Origin of the sequence: Metapseudomonas resinovorans (assembly GCF_002003485.1) — a bacterium.
GTDB classification, from domain to species: domain Bacteria; phylum Pseudomonadota; class Gammaproteobacteria; order Pseudomonadales; family Pseudomonadaceae; genus Metapseudomonas; species Metapseudomonas resinovorans_D.
This window is the reverse complement of the sequence record NZ_BDMA01000046.1, coordinates 31,540-48,358: the sequence shown is the minus strand read 5'-3', so window position 1 is coordinate 48,358 and position 16,819 is coordinate 31,540. Positions and strand designations below refer to the sequence as shown.

Genomic DNA, 16,819 nt, shown 5'->3' with positions numbered 1-16,819 from the left:
CTATCCATCACCCGCTGCATTTTTACACGGCCTGGGCCAGAAGCAGCCACTCAGGCCAGGCTGCTTTCGCCCCAATGCTACCGGTGGGAACCGATAGAACGGGACACATATGGGAGCCCGGTACTTAGCAGAGGTGTACAGCTCCGATCTTCAACATACGATTCGCCACGCCATCGACAGAGACAGACTCGCTTACTTCCGCCATGGGTAATCGCGCGTCCTGAAGATAGTGATAGTCCTTCCGGCTGGCCTCCACCGCAGACAGGTCGAGCGTAATCAACAGCGGAGCCGTACCCTCGACTTCGTCGATGATCTCTCCATACGGATCGACCGCAAGACTCTCACCGGCGAACTCCAATTCACGGCCGGTACCTACCCGATTGACCAGGACTGCGAAACATTGGTTCTCCATGGCACGGGCAGTCACGGCACGCCGATGCACGGGTCCATACGGAGACATGTTGCCATCCAGCACCAAGATCAGTTGCGCCCCCAAGCGCGCAAGGGCGCGACTGGTTTCCGGGAACTCCACGTCATAACAGACAATAAGCCCGACCCTCACACCAGCGATTTCGCTCACGAAGAAGGCATCGCCTGCTGCAAACACTCCGCGGTCCGTGTGCGGCCAAAGATGGCTTTTGCGGTAGCGCAAGGCAATGCGGCCCTCTCGATCCAGCAGCACTGCAGTGTTGTAGAAAGCGCCCCCATCCTGCTCGGCAAAGCCGAATGCCAAGGCCACTCTCCACCGGTGGGCGGCTGCCTTGAGCAGTTGGATAGGCTGTGAGTTTACAGTCATGGCGACATCGCCGATTTCGGTCTTGTCAGGAAATCCGCAGAGCGTGGTTTCGGGGAACACGATCAGATCCGCAGTGCCTCCCGCGCTCTCGATGATTTCCAGCATCGCTTCCAGGTTACGCCCGACGTCCGCATCGACGATCGGCATCTGCGCCAACAGAACATTCATTTCAATTCTTCCTGTCATTGACTGGAGACGCGGCGCGCCAACGGGTACGCCGCGCTTTATTCGATCAGAACCAGAACACCGGAGTCGTCGTCAGCAGTTCGATGCCATCGCGTGTGACGATGAAGTTCTGTTCCCAGCCAACGCTTCCGACTCCGGATCGCGTCATGAAGGACTCACCGGAAGCCACCATTCCTTCCTCGAAGTAGTCATCCGGCGTCACCGAATCGCGATTGATGATCGGGTGTTCCCACATGGAGCCATTGCCGTGCCCGAAGTAAGGCCACTGGTTGCTCGCCAGATCGTGTTCGTCTGCGACCGAGCGTTGCACCCGCTCCGCCTCCGCCACCACATCGAGCACACGTACACCATGCCTTGCGGACTTGAGAACGGCGTCCGTGATGGAATAGGAGTCGATCAGAAGACTCTTCTGTGCATTCGTCGGTTTACCGCCACATACCAGGGAGCGGCCGGGATCGAGCCAGTAGCCTTGATGCGTCGGTCCGTAGATCCAGGTGCGCAACATGTCGCCCTTCTGCGGGGCCTGCTGCGAGTAGCCATACATCGGGTCCCGCTCGAAGAAGCGGCTATCGTCGTCGGTTCCGTAGTTGATCGGAATGCGCAGCCAGCCACCGCCGCGCCGGGTTAATTCATAGGCACCCTCGGCTGCCGCCTCGGCACAGGTCTTACCCGCATAGAGGCTGTCGCATACCCGATAGAGGGCGCTGGAAACCATTTCACCGGCCTCGCGGAACAGATCGAGTTCACGCGGGCTTTTGATGCGACGGCAGCGGCGGATCAGGTTGTCGTCGTAGGCGTACCTGATACCGGGGGTGGCGGCCTCCAGTTGCTTGGCGTACTTGACCGGCAAGCAATCGGTTCCAACGAAGGCCACTGGGCCTTGCGGCTTACGAGCTGCGAGCGAGCGGGCGACGCTGCTGATGGGGTCATCGCTGAAGTGGTAGTCGCCACAGCGCACGAGGCTACGCCGAACCTCGGCCACATCGCCGTGCAGCTCCGGGGCTTTGCCTGGTTCCAGAATGACACAGCAGAAACCTCGCGCATTCCAGATCGGCGAATCCGGCTCCTGCCCAGAGTGCTCAGACCAGAAGTTGGTCAACCACAGCGTTTCCATCGCGCGCTCGTAGTGCCCGGCAGTCTTACCCCAGACGATGGCAATGTCGTACTGGCGCAAGCGCATTTCAGCGTGAACTTTTTCCCAGCGGGCCAGATATTCATCCTCCGGAAAGTAGCCGTCGGGATAATTCATGCGTTCGATTGTCATCGTGTTCACCTTTCTTGTATTGGGTCAGACTGATCAATAGCCGAGTTCGATTCGTGGCCATTGAGGTCCATGCTCCACCAGGTGTGGGTAGCTGCCCATAATGCCGATCAGCACTATTGCCCCGCCGGCGTTACCTGCTAAGGCACGCGTCAGCACAAGAATCGAACGTCAGATCAGTCCGAGCAGGTGGCTCATGAAGAGCGAGAAGATTTCCCGTTCCGAGGTGATATCGAGCTTCAGATAGAGCCGTTGCTTGTAGTTTTTGATGGTCCCGGCGCTGAGCTCGAGCTTCTCTGCAATGAGACTGGTGGGATATCCAAGCATCGTCTTCTCGACGATCTGGCGTTCACGATGGCTTAGCCGGTAGTGGCTGCAGAAGGCAGCCAATGCCGTTTCTATGTCGGTTTTCAAATAGCCCGGTGCGTGGCTTTCAAGAAACAGGATTCGACTGGATCTGACCTGCGCGACATCGAGGTCCAGATGCTCCCAATGCAATACATGTTCGTGCCAGTTACTCGGCTCGCGTTCCCCGCCAGAGAACGCCAACTGGATCAATTCGTCGCATTGGTCATCAGGGACAGACGTTTCCCAGGCGCTGTTCCGGTAAATCGCCTGCCCCTCTGCGTCCGTCACCAGTACGCCAACGCGACGGTCGCCGTAGATGGATTCCAGGCCACCGACAATCGCATTTTGCACATGCAGTCGATGGGCCTCCGCCACCACAGGTTCGATCGCGCGAAATGCCGCGATTTCTTCGAGGGTGGCCAATCGGGAGTCATGGTCAAAACAGAATGCGATATAGGCCCCGCCGGGCGCCTCCAGGAACAAAACCAGTTCGTCGAAGATTTTTCCCGACTTGAAGATTTCGTCGTAGAAAGCGTTCGAATGATCCTCGCTGCGCATCTGCGCAAAGGTCGTGACTGTCGGCACGTTGCCTTCGCTGACCAGACGCAGCAGGGGATCGAGGCGATAGAGCCAGCCGAGGTAATTGCGCGTGGAATCCTCGTCCATCGATTCGTTGACCAGGAACTCGGGCGCAGAGAAGCGGCTGTACTTGACGACCAGCCGCCGCTCGTAATCGACCAAGGCAACCAGCAGAGCCAGCACTCGATCGTAGAACTGGTTCGTGCCAATCGCTGCTATCAGCGCCGCGATTCGTTCGAAGGTATTAGGTAACGAGGGGTTAGCCAGGGTTATCTCCGCACCTTGATTCTCGAGCCCTATGCGACTCCCAAGCCATTGGGTTGCCTGGCGGCGCATACGCTTTTGTAGATTAGCAGTCCGATTATGGACAAAACCCCGACCATCAAGGGTACAGCCCAATTCTCGTACCAAGGCAGCTGTGGGGATCTGGGCCAGGAGATGTTGATGGCCTCCAACAGTGTCCAGATCGTGGCGGTGAACAGTAGAGGGATGCTGAACCGTCCCAAATTGAATGGGCCGTTGACCCAGTCTCCGCGCAGCGCCGAATGACAGGCTGCAACAAGGGGGAATGCGAAGGCGATGTAAAAGCCGGAGATGGTGAAACTCAACAGCAGCGAATAGATATTGGTAAAGGACAGTAGGAACAGAAGCGACGCCAAGACTCCGGTGAGAACGATTGCATTCGTGGGCAATGAATCACCTTCGCTGAGTCTGCTCAGCCACTTGTGGCATGGCAGGCTACGGTCGCGTGCGAAGGCCCAGATAACTCGGGATACTGAGGCCTGGATGCCCAGCATGCAGGCGAGAAAGCCGATCACGAACAACACCAACATCCCCTTATAGGCCATAGGTCCGAAATGATGGACAAGGATGTCTGCGACTGGATCGGAGCCCACAGGAATGTCGAGCGTCGGCAGCGCCAGAATCAGCGACAGCGCCGAGAACGCGACGATACCCCCAACGGAAAGCAGGCAGAGCAGCATTGCTTTCGGTACCGCCCGCTCCGGCCGCCGCACCTCCTCCGCCACAGCACCTGCACTTTCGAACCCCAGAAAAGCCCACCCGCAGTAAGCGATCGCTAATGCTGCTTTGGAACTGAAAATCCCATCAAGGCTCCCGTCGCCGGTGAACATATCGGCGGAGGGCAAGACAATCGAAAGCGGATTTATCTGGAACTTGGTCAGCAACAGGATGCCCACCCCGACGGACCCGATGATCTCGGCGGCGATGCACAGCCAGACGATGGTGGCGAATATCTTGCGACCTTGCGTATTTCCCCAGGTCGCAAACGCGATCAGGCCCAAGGCGAGTGAAACACCGACAACCTTGGCGTCTGGGTCAAGGCCCAGCAACTGAGCGAGGAAATCCGCGCCACCGAGGGCAACAGCAGCCATCGTGATCGGCAATGTGCAGATATAGGTCCAACCCGCGAACCAGCCGTATTTGTGTCCCAGTAGATGTTTGGACCACTGGTAGATACTGCCCTCATAGGGAAAACGCGAAACGAGCATCGCGAACGATAGGGCTACGAGGAGCTGCCCCGCCATGGCGATGATCAGTCCCCACCAGAACGCTGGACCGATTTCCGCTATTCCTAGTCCGAAAATGGAGTACAGCGCAACGATGGGTGAAATGAAGGCGAAGGCCAGGGAGAAAGTCGAAGACAGGCTGAGATCCCGCTTCAATGTGTCGTCCTGATGAACGTCTGGATAGTTGCTGTTGAGCGCGACCATAACTTCAATCCTGTTGTGAAATTGTTCTTGTCTTTTCGAGCTGGGCAGGATCAAAAGCCCCGACTCCTGAAAAGGAGGAAGCCAGGAAGGAGCACGGTTATCGAACGACGTGGAATGGGGCCATCCGGCCAGGCTTCCGCGAACCCGTGCGCCTCCTGGCTTGGGGTTCATCATCGAAGGGGGGACACGGCCTCACAATAGTGCCGCGATGCACTATTGCTGTTAGAGATGCGTTAGATGGACATCCGTCGAGGTTGGATCGAAAGCGGATCAGAGCGAACGCTTCGACCCCTCTCAATCGATCGAAGCGGGCAGAGCCCGCTCCAAAATGGGCAGCAGAAGCCGGCAGAAATCGACGAGAGCGAACACTAACGATTAAGCCAACGGGCAGAGAAGGAGCAAACCAAGTTTCGACCGCTCCACTCGCTGTGTGCCCAATTGATCACACATCTCCTGCCGCTGCGGTACTTAAATAACTGCCTGATTCCGACACCCCCTGCCGGCAGCCGACAGAAGCTCCGATTCGATTTTCTTACTCTCCACTGGCCCCGACGCTCATCGCTTTACGTCGGGCCAGTCAGTCCTGCCACTGCGCACCGCGCCATAAGCTCTAGCCGAGCTGACTATGGGCGGATGTAAGGAGAATAAGAAAATGAGCCCAGATTTCACATCAGCACTCAATCACTTGCTCGATGCCGCCACGGCTGGTCAACAGCGCGTCCCAGGTGTAGTCGCAGCAGTAGTCGGGCGCGACGGCCTGGTCTATGAAGGTGCTTCAGGCCAACGAACGCTCGGTCAAGCTGGAGCAATGACGACCGACAGTGTTTTCGCCATGTTTTCCACGACCAAAGCGATAACCGCCACAGCGGTGCTTCAGTTGGTCGAGGAAGGTCTCCTGGATCTCGATGCGCCTGCCAGGGACTATGTGCCGATCATCGACGAACTGAAGGTACTCGAGGGATTTGATAGCGACGGCACCCCCCGGCTTCGCCCCCCCAGAAAACAAATTACTACCCGAATGCTTCTGCTTCATACGGCAGGCTTGGGTTATGAGTTCTTCAACGAAAACTACAAGAGGCTATCCCAGGAACAAGGACAACCCAGCATCATCAGCGGGTCGTTGGCCGCGCTCAAAACACCCTTGTTGTTTGAGCCAGGTGAACAGTGGGAGTACGGCTCCAACATAGATTGGGCCGGCCTGGTGGTAGAAGCCATCACCGGCAAACGTCTGGGCGAAGTCATGCAGCAGCGCATCTTCGAGCCACTGGGCATGACCGATACCGCTTTTACCATGACCCAGTCGATGCTCCAGCGGCGGGCTGGCATGCACCAGCGTGAAGAGGACGGATCGCTGACCGTACTCGAAGATCTAATCCTCCCACAGGACCCCGAAGTACACATGGGAGGCCATGGCCTGTATTCGACGGTGAAGGATTATTGTCAGTTTATCCGCGCCTGGCTAAACGATGGGCAGGGTGATCACGGACGAATTCTCAAGCCAGAAACGATTCGTTTCGCTGAAATGAACGGTCTGGAAAGTCTGAAAATCAAAGCCCTTCCCGGCGTCATCCCCAACCTTTCCAAAACCGCTGAGTTCTTCCCGGGCATGCCTAAGTCGTGGGCGTTGAGTTTCATGGTCAATGAACAAGACGCACCTACCGGTCGCCCTGCGGGCTCTTTGGCGTGGGCCGGATTAGCCAATCTCTTCTATTGGATCGACCGCAAAAACGGCATCGGTGGTTTTTGGGCCACCCAGATATTGCCGTTCGTAGACCCCGTTTCGACCAACTCTTATCTGGAGTTCGAAACGACGGCTTACCGCTATCTCACCAGATAAGCCAGTAACTGATTCGATTCAGGTCTGAGCCCCGCCAGGGGTTCCAGGCAATGGCGCAAGAAAACTGCCCCCTCTCTGAAAACCAACAAAAACAAAATAGGTGACTCATGGAGATCTCCATATGCCCTCCTGTGCGCGTTCGTCCCATAGTTTGCGCACTTGGCACGTCAAAGATCGGTACCGGTCTTGTACTGGCAGTTCTGGCGGGTAACGCCCAGGCTATCGATGTGGACGCCGGTGAATACACGGCTGCGCTTCCAGCCGGCAGCAGTATCGGTTTGCTTTACCTTCAGCATGCACAGAGGCGGTCGCTTTACAGCGATGGTCACAAGATCGGGATAAAGGCGGGGCTCGACTCGGATATCGGCATACTGCGCGCCGCGCATTACCAGCAGTTGGGTGACTACACGATCAATACGCAGTTCCTGTTGCCCTTCGGTCGTCTGGAAGGAGCACGCGATAACGACTCGCTGGGACAAACCAGTGGCGTGGGTGATTTGATTCTGGCGTCCACCCTGTGGCTCGAGAATGATCCGGCGAAGAGACGTTACTGGGGCATTGCGCCCTACCTCTTCGTGCCGACCGGCAACTATGACCGAAACGATGTACTCAACCTGGGCGAAAACCGTTGGAAGTTAACGTTGCAGACCGGCTATGCGACAGGTCTCACTGAAAAACTGTCCCTGGACCTCACCGCGGATGTGACCCTGTTTCGCAAAAATGACGACTTCACGAGTCAAGGCCTGACATTGCGCCAAAAGCCACTGTGGCAAGCCCAGACTTACCTGAGATACGCCGTAACCCCAAAGCTGTCGGTGCATGTCGGTGCATCTCAACTCTGGGGCGGTGAGACGCGCATTGATGGGCAGGATCAGAACGATGAACCCAACACCAGCAAGTACCGTGTTGGGGCCTCATACTGGATGACCCCAACTTTCCAGACCCTGCTCAATTACGGTCAGGACGTATCGGTCGACAACGGCTTCAAGGAAAAGCAGCGGGTTAACCTACGGCTGCTGTGGGTGTTCTAACCCGCAGAAAATGATGGGGTTCCTGGGCACCGGGAGTGGGTTTTGACGCCACTCTCGGTGCCTTTTCCTGCGTCAGGATGCTAGCGCAATCGCCGCTGCAAGGTTTGGGAAGGTAACTCACCGAAACGCTTGCGATAGACGCCCGCAAATTCACCCAGGTTCAGATATCCCCACCGAAAGGCAATGGCCGAAACTGTCGCTCCCGACTCCGGATCTGTCGCCAATAAATCGCGGCGCACTCCCTGCAACCGCTGCTCGCGCATGAATGCGCCGGGCGTCATACCGCGAAAACGCGTGAAGGCGCCACTCAAGGCCCGCACACTGGTCCCAACCGCACTGGCAACTTCTCCAATTGTCGGGAGGCTCGCGGCATTGGCTCTCATGAACTCTTCTGCCGCCCTGACATAACGGGGTGCAATCCGGTTCATTGGGTTATTCACATCAAGCCCAGCTTGCGCGGCGCGGCCAGTCCACTCGTGCAGCAAATGAAAGCAAAGACTTTGCTCCAAGTGGGCGCCAATGCGTCCTTCAGCCATGTGCTCGGGATTCTCGGCAACACAACGAACCGCGTACTTCAGCAGACTTAGCCAGCTCGAACCCACTCCGCCGATGGTGCACTTATATCTCCAGAACTGATCATCGGGCACGAACCCAAGCCACTGCTGCGCCAGGCGCTCCAAAACCACATGAGGAATGGTCAGATTCAGTTGCAGGTGATCCGGGTCGAGGTCGACCCGGTAATCGACACGACTGCAATCGGCAATGAAGGATTCACCTATTGCCGTATCTTGAGTGACGGAACGCTGCGTCCAGTGCCGTGCATTGCCGCGAATGGTCGTGAGCAGCAGCGCGTTCCCCGCTTCGGGTGAGAAGTCATCGACGTTAACCGCGACTCCATAGCCGAAACGAGTCAACGTCAATTCGCCAATTCTGGACGAATGCATACTTGCCTGCGGCTTGATGGCATGCCCGACTGGAAGCGCACGATAGGGCATGTAAACGCGATCCGACCAGTCGCTAATTTCATCCCAATCGGTTGAATAAATCTTGTGATGCTGGCGTATCGGCTTGCCGCTGACATCGGCTAACAACGCATGCTCGAGTAGCATAGAGACACCTGTTTTTGTTTTTTTAGGTGAGGTTGATGCGCTCGCTGACTTGAGATAATCCGGTGTCTGCGCTCCTTCGTAAAGTTTTTTAAAGGCGCGACGTACCATTTTCGGCAAGCTACGAATTCAGGTTCCACAAATCGGGAACTTGGCTTTAAACGGTCAGCGCCGCTGCAATTGGCTGGTCAAGAGAATGCGAACAACACCGAGCCTGATTGGCCAGCTTGCAGCTGCTCCTGCGTGACAATCTTGCCGACGATCAAGAAATCGTCGGCAAGCCCTCAGCGCTTCACGCAGACGAACAATGCATTCCCGGAGGCGCCGTCCCAGGGCGTGATCCGTTCGTAGTCATGCTCGAAGATGTGCACCTCGAAGTGCGGCTGCAACAGTTGCTCAAGCTCAGAGAAACTCAGCGCGACCATGGCGTGTTCGTCCTCCCAGACCTGGGTCACCCCTGCCGAGGTCTTCTCGATGCTGAGGCGCAACGCCTGTCGTTCGCCCTCGCCGCTGTAGTACCAACCGGAGCCGAAGGTGAAGTGGCTGTCCTCGTGCTCCACGGAATGGCGCACGAACGAGCGGTTGTCGATCTGCCGCTTGTCCACCGTGTTGAAGCAGAACACGCCGTCATCCGCGAGCGCGCCGTGCACGCTGGCCAGGCACGCCCGCAGCTGCTCCAGCCCGGCGTTGTAGTGGATCGAGTAGAGGAAGCAGGTGATCAGGTCCAGCGGCTCGTCCACGCGGAAGTCCGCCATGTCCTGCCGACTGAACTGTGCCTCGGGGCAGCGCAACTGGGCGAGATCCAGCATGGGCTGGTTGATGTCCAGGCCGGCGCTGCGGTAGCCGAAGTCGAGGAAATGGCGCACGTGCGGCCCGGTGCCACAGGCGAGGTCCAGGTGCCTGTTCCCCTGATTACCGAACAGTTGGTGCAGCCGACGCACGCTGTGGCTCTGCGCGCGGTAATCGATGTCGGCGCACATCAGGTCGTAGTAGGAGGACAGGTCGGTGTACAGCGCGTTGGAGGACATAAGCAGCCAGAAGGTTCGAGGGAGGTTTCGCTGGGCACGGCGCCCTGCTCCGCTATCTGTTCAACTCGTACGCGCACATATTGACCGTTGTGGCCAGGTTCAGCGATTCGATGGCGCCGCAGCCGGAAATCGTGAAAGGCTGGGCGTTGAGCGCGATCAGTTGCTCGCGGGGCACACCACGGGCTTCGTTGCCGAACAGATAACAATCGAAGCTCTTGAAGCCAGCGGATTGCACGCGGTCGCCAGTCATATCCAGACAGGCGATGCGCTCGAAGCGCCCGCCCAGGGAATCCAATTCCACATCCAGTTCCATGGGCGCATGAAAGATGGCACCCATGCTGGAGCGCACGACTTTGGGGTTGTACGGATCAACGCTGCCGGGGCTGAGCAGGCAGCGAAAATGACCGAACCACGCCAAGGTACGCAGGATGGTGCCGAGATTGCCCGGGTCCTGAATTTCATGCAGGTAGATGGCGCGCTCGTTCTTGGCGAGGGCCGAAGCCGACGTGCCTGTAGCCGGCATGGGCACCACTGCAATGATGCCCTGCGGTGTCTTGGTGTCGGCCATCTGCGCCATTTGGCGATCATTGATCACATGGGTTTCAAACGGACTTTGCCAGTGCTCGTAGGCGCCGGTCACATACAGCTGACTGCGCTGGAGCAGCGGATTGTGCAGGGCCGCTTTTTGCAGCTCCAGCAGCAGGTGCTCGCCCTCCACCAGAAAATGCCCGAACTCGGCACGGTACTTTTTCTGGTGAAGTTTCTTGATGTCGTCGAGTTTCATCGATCTGGCGCTCAGTGAGACTGCGCTTCGGTCTTGTTCAGTTCGGACAGCAGCGATTTGGCCACCGCCTCGGCGACTTTGATGCCATCCACGCCTGCCGACAGAATGCCACCGGCATAACCGGCGCCCTCACCGGCCGGATACAGGCCGCGCAGATTGAGGCTCTGCAATGTCTCGTTGTCGCGAGTGATGCGCACCGGGGAGGATGTGCGGGTTTCGATACCGGTGAGCACCGCATCATCGCGATCGAAACCGCGAATCTGCTTGCCAAATGCCGGCAGCGCCTCGCGGATCGCCTCGATCACGTAATCCGGCAGCGAAGGCGCGAGATCGCCGAGGCGCACACCGGGTTTGTAGGACGGTTCCACCTCACCAAATTCGGTCGACGGCACGCCGCGAATGAAGTCGCCAACCAACTGCGCGGGCGCACAGTAGTCGTTGCCACCCAGTTCATAGGCGCGGGATTCCAGGCGCTCCTGCAATTCCACGCCAGCCAGCGCGTCACCCGGGAAATCCTGCTCGGGGTTGATGCCGACGACGATGCCGGCATTCGCATTGCGTTCATTGCGGGAGTACTGGCTCATGCCGTTGGTAACGACTCGACCCGGCTCGGAAGTGGCCGCCACCACAGTACCGCCGGGGCACATGCAGAAGCTGTAGACGGCGCGACCGTTCTTGGCGTGATGCACCAGCTTGTAGTCGGCAGCGCCGAGCTCGGGATGGCCGGCATATTTGCCCAGACGGGCCTGGTCGATCAGGCCTTGCGGATGCTCGATGCGGAAACCGACGGCAAAGGGCTTGGCCTCGATGAACACACCCTGCCGTTGCAGCATGCGGAAGGTGTCGCGGGAGCTGTGGCCCAGCGCCAACACCACATGGCGACTGCGGATGGTTTCGCCGTTCGCCAGCACCACGCCAACGAGCTGGCCATCATCGATCAGCAAATCGGTGACCTTGCTTTCAAAGCGCACCTCGCCGCCGAGGGCAATGATCTCCTCGCGCATGGCGGAAACCACGCCGGTGAGACGGAAGGTGCCGATATGCGGTTTGCTGACGTACATGATCTCGTCCGGCGCACCAGCGCGGACGAACTCGTGCATCACCTTGCGGGCGTAGAACTTGGGGTCCTTGATCTGGCTGTAGAGCTTGCCGTCCGAGAACAGACCCGCACCACCCTCGCCGAACTGCACGTTGGATTCCGGCGTCAGGACCTTCTTCCGCCACAGGGCCCAGGTGTCCTTGGTACGGCTGCGGACATCCTTGCCGCGCTCCAGCACGATGGGTTTGAACCCCATCTGCGCGAGCAACAACGCTGCGAACAATCCGCAGGGACCAAAGCCCACGACCAGCGGCCTCTCGCTCAAATCGGCTGGCGCTTGTCCAACTGGGTAATAGTTGGTGTCCGGGGCCGGCCGTACGTTTTGGTCATCGGCGAAGCGCGCCAGGATCGCCGCCTCGTCGCGAGCCTCCAGATCGATGATGTAGATGAACAGAATGACGCTGTTTTTCTTGCGGGCATCGTAGCTGCGCTTGAACACGGTGAAATTCAGCAGATCGGCGTCGCTGATATTCAGGCGTTTGACGATGGCCGTGCGCAGTTCATCGGCGGAGTGATCGAGGGGCAGAGACAGTTCGTTGATGCGAATCATGGCGGTAATCCTGGCCGGTGACTCCGGCAAAGGAAGCAACAGAGGGGGGAGTAAGGCGCGAATTGTACCCTCCACCACCCGCCCTGTCAGGCCCGGCAAATTTAACCTGCCGGGTGTCTATCGGCTTATAATCGCCGCCTTTTTGCGCCCGAAAGCGTCCCCCTGCCCCCTCCATGGGTCCGCTCCTCACATTGATTTTCCGTGGCTCGCTCTATCATGAAACGCTCCAAAAGCAGCCGTCGCTGGCTGGATGAACACGTCAATGATCCTTACGTCAAACAGGCCCAGAAGGATGGCCTGCGCTCCCGCTCCAGCTACAAGCTGGTTGAGCTGAACGAGAAGGACAAGCTGATTCGCCCCGGCATGCTGGTCATGGACCTCGGCTCCGCCCCCGGTGGCTGGTCGCAGGTCGCCGCAGGTCTGGTGGGCGAAAAGGGACGGGTTCTGGCCACCGACATCCTGCCGATGGACGGTCTGGATAACGTCGACTTCATTCAGGGCGACTTCACCGACGATGCCGTGTTCCAGCAGATTCTCGACAAGCTGGACGGCCGGAAGCCCGACCTCATCGTCTCCGACATTGCCCCCAATATCAGCGGCGTCGCTGCCGCCGACCAGGCCTCCTCGATGTACCTGGTCGAACTCACGCTCGACATGGTCCGGCAGGTGCTCAAGCCCAATGGGAACTACGTGGTCAAGGTTTTCCAGGGCGAAGGCTCCGACGAGTTCCTGAAGGACGTCCGCACCTCGTTCGAGAAGGTGGTTATACGCAAGCCAGAGGCGTCGCGGCCGCGGTCGCGGGAGGTCTATCTGGTGGGTAAAGGCTTCAAGGGATAAGCCGCCTGCGGCCTGAGTGAGTTGAAACAGAAAAGCCCCGGCAATCGCCGGGGCTTTTTTGTTTGATGGGTTTCGCTTCGCTCTACGCCATCCTACGCCGCTAGCCAGCCAGTTCAGGACGAGTTGGGGAGCCCATACGGGAGCAACGACTCGTAGGATGGGTAGAGCTTGCGAAACCCATCAGCGTTCCCCTGCACCCTGTTCTATGTCTCCTCCATCCCCCGCCCAATCCGCCGGCAAGATTCCCGCCTTCACATACCGGTGAAACGACGACCACGGCCAATCGGCCACCCGCTCCACATGCCCATGCTTGCGCGGGTTGTGGTGGATGTAATCCACATGCCGGGCGAAGTCGTCATCATCGCGAATGCGGTGTTCCCAGAAGCGCCGTTGCCAGATGCCGCGTTCGCCTTTGTTTCGTCGGCTAGCCGAAAGTGATTCGCTCGCCGGTATTGCGCGGGAAAAGCTGCTTTTGATCTGGCGCCAACGTAGCGCGTAGTTCGAATCACCTGAGGGGAGGCTGCAGAGTGCATGGAGATGATCTGGAAGGATCACGATAGCGTCGATGCGCCAGGGATGGCGCTTCATGCATTCACGGAAACTGAAACGGAGCAGGTTGATATGTTCGGTGAGTAAATGGCTGTTACGGTCAGCCACGTTGAGGGTGAAGAACCAGGTGGCGCCCGGGGTGTGGTCGCGACGGTAGTTGGTCATGGCGAGGCTTCCTTGCCTGTAGATGATGGGTTTCGCAGGCTCTACCCATCCTACAAACGGGGATTCACGTCGCGCTCAAGCCGCGGTGTCCGATCCCTCCCATGCACCCGTAGGATGGCGTAGAGCGCAGCGAAACCCATCACCATTCCCAGCGCCAGGCCATCGCCCTACCGGCTCGCCACTCAAGAATGACAATATGCTGGTTTCCAACGCACCTCCCGACACAAGGCGGCCCTCGATGAAGACCCCCGGCGGTATGTTGCTGACTGGCATCGAACTGGACCGTTCCAGCCCTGTTCCCCTCTACCGTCAGCTCTATCTGCAGGTACGCAAGCAGATCCTCTCCGGACGTCTGCCCGGCGGCACGCGCCTGCCCTCGACGCGAACCCTGTGCAAGGAGCTGGGGCTGTCGCGCATCACCTTGCTCAATGCCTTTGACCAGTTGACCTCCGAGGGCTTCCTGGCGTCGCGTACGGGGGCGGGCTCCTATGTCGGCAACGAGTGGGAGGGACGCAAGGCCGCGGCCGATAAACCGCGCAAACCACCCCGCCTGTCGAGCATGAGCCAGGCCGTGCATTCCCTGCGCAGTGACCTTTTCAGCGGCATGTCCTACAGCGCCTGGGCGCCGGATTGCCCGACCTCCTTCCTGCCCAGCCACCCGGCCTACGATGCCTTTCCAATGCCGGCGTGGAAGCGCCTGATAAACCGCCACCTGCGCAAACCGGGCAAGGCTGAACTGGGGTACGGCGAACTGAAGGGTTTGCTGCGTCTGCGCGAGGCCATCGTCGAGTATGTCGCTGACGCACGCGGCATCGAGTGCAGCGCAGACCAGGTGGTCATCACGTCCGGCGCCCAGCAAGCGTTCAACCTCCTCGGCATGCTTCTGCTCAATCCGGGTGACAGTGTGTGGATGGAGGACCCCGGCCATATCGCCGCGCGCATCGCCTTCCAGGCGCAGGGCTGTCAACTGGTGCCCTTGCCCATCGACGACCAGGGCCTGGACGTGCAGCAGGGTTTGCGTGAATGCCCGGAGGCGCGATTGGCCTTTACCACCCCCGCGCGCCAGCACCCGTTGGGCACCACCATGAGCTACGCGCGGCGCCAGGAACTGATCGACTGGGCCGGGCGCTACCAGGGATGGATCATCGAGGACGACTGCGACAGCGAGTTCCGCTATGTCGGTCGCCCGCAGCCAGCGCTATACGCCATGGACCAGTGGGACAAGGTCATCCACGTAGGCACCTTCAGCAAGGTGCTGTATCCGTCCCTGCGCCTGGGGTACGTGATCCTCCCGGAGGACCTGGTGGAACCCTTCTGTGCCATTCGGGCCGTCATGGACCGCAGCCCCTCCACGCTGCACCAGGCCACCACCGCCGACTTCATGCTGGACGGTCACTTCCTGGGCCACATACGCCGCATGCGCAATCTCTACCAGGCGCGCCAGGCGTGTCTGGTAGAGGTATTGCAGCGCCACCTGGGCGGTTTCCTGACGGTGAATGCCGTGGAAGCAGGACTGCACCTCATCGGCTGGCTGCCCGAAGCGACGGATGACGCCGCCCTCGCCCGCTCGCTCGCCGACCATCAGGTCTACACCTACGCCTTGCGCGACTACTGCATCCGCCACCAGATGCCGCCGGGGCTACTGCTAGGTTTCGCCGCCATGCCGGAAACGCAGGCCGAACAGCGTGTGCAGGAGTTCGCGCGGGGTCTGAGTGCCCTTGGCGTACGGATTTGAGCGCGGGCCTGCGCTCAAAATGGCTATTTAAACCGAACAATAGTGGCTATAGGTATAGCGCCATTCCGGAGCGATAAAAGCACTGCCGGCCACCCCGGCGTCGCTATCAGGAATGACAATAATGAACGCTATACAAGCCCGATTCGCCGCCCTGCTAAGCCATAACGCCGGGGCGGAGAGTGCGCCCCCGCCTCTGACTACCGACCTTGCCCGCCGCCTGCTGGAACGCCTGGACAGCATGCGCCTGTTCGCCCACGGCTATCCGCTGCTGACCAACCTCACCCAGGGGCGTGTCACCCCCGAGGACATGCTCGATTTCGCCTACCGGCATGAGCTCGACGGCCTCTCGCTGCACCTGCTGGACGGCGAGCACAACAGCCTTTCACGCATGTCCGCCGAACGCCTGGCCGCCTTCGCCGACAAGGCCCGCGCGCTGGAACTGGACGTGCACGTGGAGATCAGCAGCACCCTGCCCGAGGACGTCGATCAGGCGGTGGCCGTGGCCCGGGCCATCGGCAGCCGCAATATCCGCGTCTACTCCCGTTATGAGGGCCACCTCTCGCGCGTGATGGACCTGATCGAAGACGACCTGCAACGACTGGCGCGGCTGGCCGACGAGCACGACCTCAACTTCGATTTCGAGCAGCACGAGGAACTCAAGAGCGACGAGATCGCCAGCCTGCTTCGCCGGGTTGGTCACCCACGCCTGAATGCCCTGTTCGACTTCGGCAACATGATCAATGCCTGCGAGCAACCGCTACCGGCACTGGCCCATCTCGCGCCCTACATTCGTCAGGTGCACCTCAAGGGCGTGCGCGTGGTGCCCGAGCAGAACGGTTTCGGCCACTACGGCGTGCTCCAGGGCGGGGCCGACGACCAATTGCCTGGCGCGCGCATGCTGCTGGAACTGCTGCTGTTGGGCGAAACCACTCCGCAGGTGGTGGCGTTCATCCTCGAGCAGGAGAACCACTACATCGCGCCCGCCTTCCGGCAGACCGGCGAAGACGCCGATCCCTTCATTCCCTACCGCGAAATGAGCGAGACGCTGCTGCCACCGGGCTTCAGCCTCGAACGCATGCTCGCCGACGAACACCGCTGGGCCAACAACCAGGTGCGCTACATGCGCGGCCTGCTGGCGGAACTGCGCCTGCTGGCCGAACTGACGCTGGCCGACGCAGAACGCATCTGACCGGCC

Annotated in this window: 14 protein-coding genes; 5 read left to right on the top strand and 9 right to left on the bottom strand. The window is 59.4% G+C overall.

Annotated features, from left to right (window positions below; genetic code table 11):
* Positions 1–124: 124 nt before the first annotated feature.
* From MnOB_RS12335 to MnOB_RS12320, 4 genes are all read right to left on the bottom strand, one after another.
* Positions 125–964, bottom strand: a complete 840-nt coding sequence (locus MnOB_RS12335; protein WP_077524515.1) for a carbon-nitrogen hydrolase family protein — start codon at positions 962–964, stop codon at positions 125–127.
* Between the two features lie 64 nt (positions 965–1,028).
* The gene (locus MnOB_RS12330) at positions 1,029–2,246 is read right to left on the bottom strand and encodes a M24 family metallopeptidase (protein WP_077524514.1); all 1,218 of its coding nucleotides are present in this window, start codon (positions 2,244–2,246) and stop codon (positions 1,029–1,031) included.
* A 168-nt stretch (positions 2,247–2,414) separates the two neighbouring features.
* On the bottom strand, positions 2,415–3,506 hold the full coding sequence (locus MnOB_RS12325) for a helix-turn-helix transcriptional regulator (protein WP_077524513.1): 1,092 nt from the start codon (positions 3,504–3,506) through the stop codon (positions 2,415–2,417).
* The gene (locus MnOB_RS12320) at positions 3,467–4,903 is read right to left on the bottom strand and encodes an APC family permease (RefSeq protein WP_158713805.1); all 1,437 of its coding nucleotides are present in this window, start codon (positions 4,901–4,903) and stop codon (positions 3,467–3,469) included. The genes MnOB_RS12325 and MnOB_RS12320 overlap by 40 nt, the downstream gene beginning before the upstream one ends.
* Before the next feature lie 652 nt (positions 4,904–5,555).
* Here MnOB_RS12320 and acmB point away from each other — a divergent pair.
* Together acmB and MnOB_RS12310 are read left to right on the top strand one after the other, a co-directional pair.
* Entirely contained in the window at positions 5,556–6,740 is a 1,185-nt protein-coding gene (acmB, locus tag MnOB_RS12315; RefSeq protein WP_077524511.1) for a methyl acetate hydrolase AcmB, read from the top strand.
* A 107-nt stretch (positions 6,741–6,847) separates the two neighbouring features.
* The gene (locus MnOB_RS12310) at positions 6,848–7,771 is read left to right on the top strand and encodes a transporter (RefSeq protein ID WP_077524510.1); all 924 of its coding nucleotides are present in this window, start codon (positions 6,848–6,850) and stop codon (positions 7,769–7,771) included.
* Between the two features lie 80 nt (positions 7,772–7,851).
* Here the strand turns inward: MnOB_RS12310 and MnOB_RS12305 are convergent, their stop codons facing one another.
* From MnOB_RS12305 to MnOB_RS12290, 4 genes are all read right to left on the bottom strand, one after another.
* The gene (locus tag MnOB_RS12305) at positions 7,852–8,880 is read right to left on the bottom strand and encodes an AraC family transcriptional regulator (RefSeq protein ID WP_077524509.1); all 1,029 of its coding nucleotides are present in this window, start codon (positions 8,878–8,880) and stop codon (positions 7,852–7,854) included.
* Between the two features lie 281 nt (positions 8,881–9,161).
* Entirely contained in the window at positions 9,162–9,905 is a 744-nt protein-coding gene (locus MnOB_RS12300; RefSeq protein WP_077524508.1) for a class I SAM-dependent DNA methyltransferase, read from the bottom strand.
* 52 nt (positions 9,906–9,957) lie between these two features.
* Positions 9,958–10,689, bottom strand: a complete 732-nt coding sequence (locus MnOB_RS12295) for a TrmH family RNA methyltransferase (RefSeq protein WP_077524507.1) — start codon at positions 10,687–10,689, stop codon at positions 9,958–9,960.
* A gap of 11 nt (positions 10,690–10,700) precedes the next feature.
* Entirely contained in the window at positions 10,701–12,338 is a 1,638-nt protein-coding gene (locus MnOB_RS12290; protein ID WP_077524506.1) for an NAD(P)/FAD-dependent oxidoreductase, read from the bottom strand.
* 216 nt (positions 12,339–12,554) lie between these two features.
* Between MnOB_RS12290 and rlmE the strand changes: the two genes are divergently transcribed.
* Positions 12,555–13,175: a 23S rRNA (uridine(2552)-2'-O)-methyltransferase RlmE gene (gene rlmE, locus MnOB_RS12285; RefSeq protein ID WP_077524505.1), complete on the top strand. Its 621-nt coding sequence runs from the start codon at positions 12,555–12,557 to the stop codon at positions 13,173–13,175.
* A 180-nt stretch (positions 13,176–13,355) separates the two neighbouring features.
* Here rlmE and MnOB_RS12280 read toward each other — a convergent pair whose 3' ends face one another.
* The gene (locus MnOB_RS12280; RefSeq protein ID WP_077524504.1) at positions 13,356–13,889 is read right to left on the bottom strand and encodes an REP-associated tyrosine transposase; all 534 of its coding nucleotides are present in this window, start codon (positions 13,887–13,889) and stop codon (positions 13,356–13,358) included.
* 238 nt (positions 13,890–14,127) lie between these two features.
* Here MnOB_RS12280 and pdxR point away from each other — a divergent pair, with 238 nt between their 5' ends.
* Positions 14,128–15,624, top strand: a complete 1,497-nt coding sequence (pdxR, locus tag MnOB_RS12275) for a MocR-like pyridoxine biosynthesis transcription factor PdxR (RefSeq protein WP_077524503.1) — start codon at positions 14,128–14,130, stop codon at positions 15,622–15,624.
* A 121-nt stretch (positions 15,625–15,745) separates the two neighbouring features.
* Positions 15,746–16,813, top strand: a complete 1,068-nt coding sequence (locus tag MnOB_RS12270) for a sugar phosphate isomerase/epimerase family protein (protein ID WP_371579471.1) — start codon at positions 15,746–15,748, stop codon at positions 16,811–16,813.
* Positions 16,814–16,819: the final 6 nt, after the last annotated feature.

Bases quoted from the DNA above. Each gene is read 5' to 3' on its own strand.
- MnOB_RS12335 (WP_077524515.1), bottom strand. From the start codon at position 964: ATGAATGTTCTGTTGGCGCAGATGCCGATCGTCGATGCGGACGTCGGG.
- MnOB_RS12330 (WP_077524514.1), bottom strand. From the start codon at position 2,246: ATGACAATCGAACGCATGAATTATCCCGACGGCTACTTTCCGGAGGAT.
- MnOB_RS12325 (WP_077524513.1), bottom strand. From the start codon at position 3,506: ATGCGCCGCCAGGCAACCCAATGGCTTGGGAGTCGCATAGGGCTCGAG.
- MnOB_RS12320 (WP_158713805.1), bottom strand. From the start codon at position 4,903: ATGGTCGCGCTCAACAGCAACTATCCAGACGTTCATCAGGACGACACA.
- acmB (WP_077524511.1), top strand. From the start codon at position 5,556: ATGAGCCCAGATTTCACATCAGCACTCAATCACTTGCTCGATGCCGCC.
- MnOB_RS12310 (WP_077524510.1), top strand. From the start codon at position 6,848: ATGGAGATCTCCATATGCCCTCCTGTGCGCGTTCGTCCCATAGTTTGC.
- MnOB_RS12305 (WP_077524509.1), bottom strand. From the start codon at position 8,880: ATGCTACTCGAGCATGCGTTGTTAGCCGATGTCAGCGGCAAGCCGATA.
- MnOB_RS12300 (WP_077524508.1), bottom strand. From the start codon at position 9,905: ATGTCCTCCAACGCGCTGTACACCGACCTGTCCTCCTACTACGACCTG.
- MnOB_RS12295 (WP_077524507.1), bottom strand. From the start codon at position 10,689: ATGAAACTCGACGACATCAAGAAACTTCACCAGAAAAAGTACCGTGCC.
- MnOB_RS12290 (WP_077524506.1), bottom strand. From the start codon at position 12,338: ATGATTCGCATCAACGAACTGTCTCTGCCCCTCGATCACTCCGCCGAT.
- rlmE (WP_077524505.1), top strand. From the start codon at position 12,555: ATGAAACGCTCCAAAAGCAGCCGTCGCTGGCTGGATGAACACGTCAAT.
- MnOB_RS12280 (WP_077524504.1), bottom strand. From the start codon at position 13,889: ATGACCAACTACCGTCGCGACCACACCCCGGGCGCCACCTGGTTCTTC.
- pdxR (WP_077524503.1), top strand. From the start codon at position 14,128: ATGAAGACCCCCGGCGGTATGTTGCTGACTGGCATCGAACTGGACCGT.
- MnOB_RS12270 (WP_371579471.1), top strand. From the start codon at position 15,746: ATGAACGCTATACAAGCCCGATTCGCCGCCCTGCTAAGCCATAACGCC.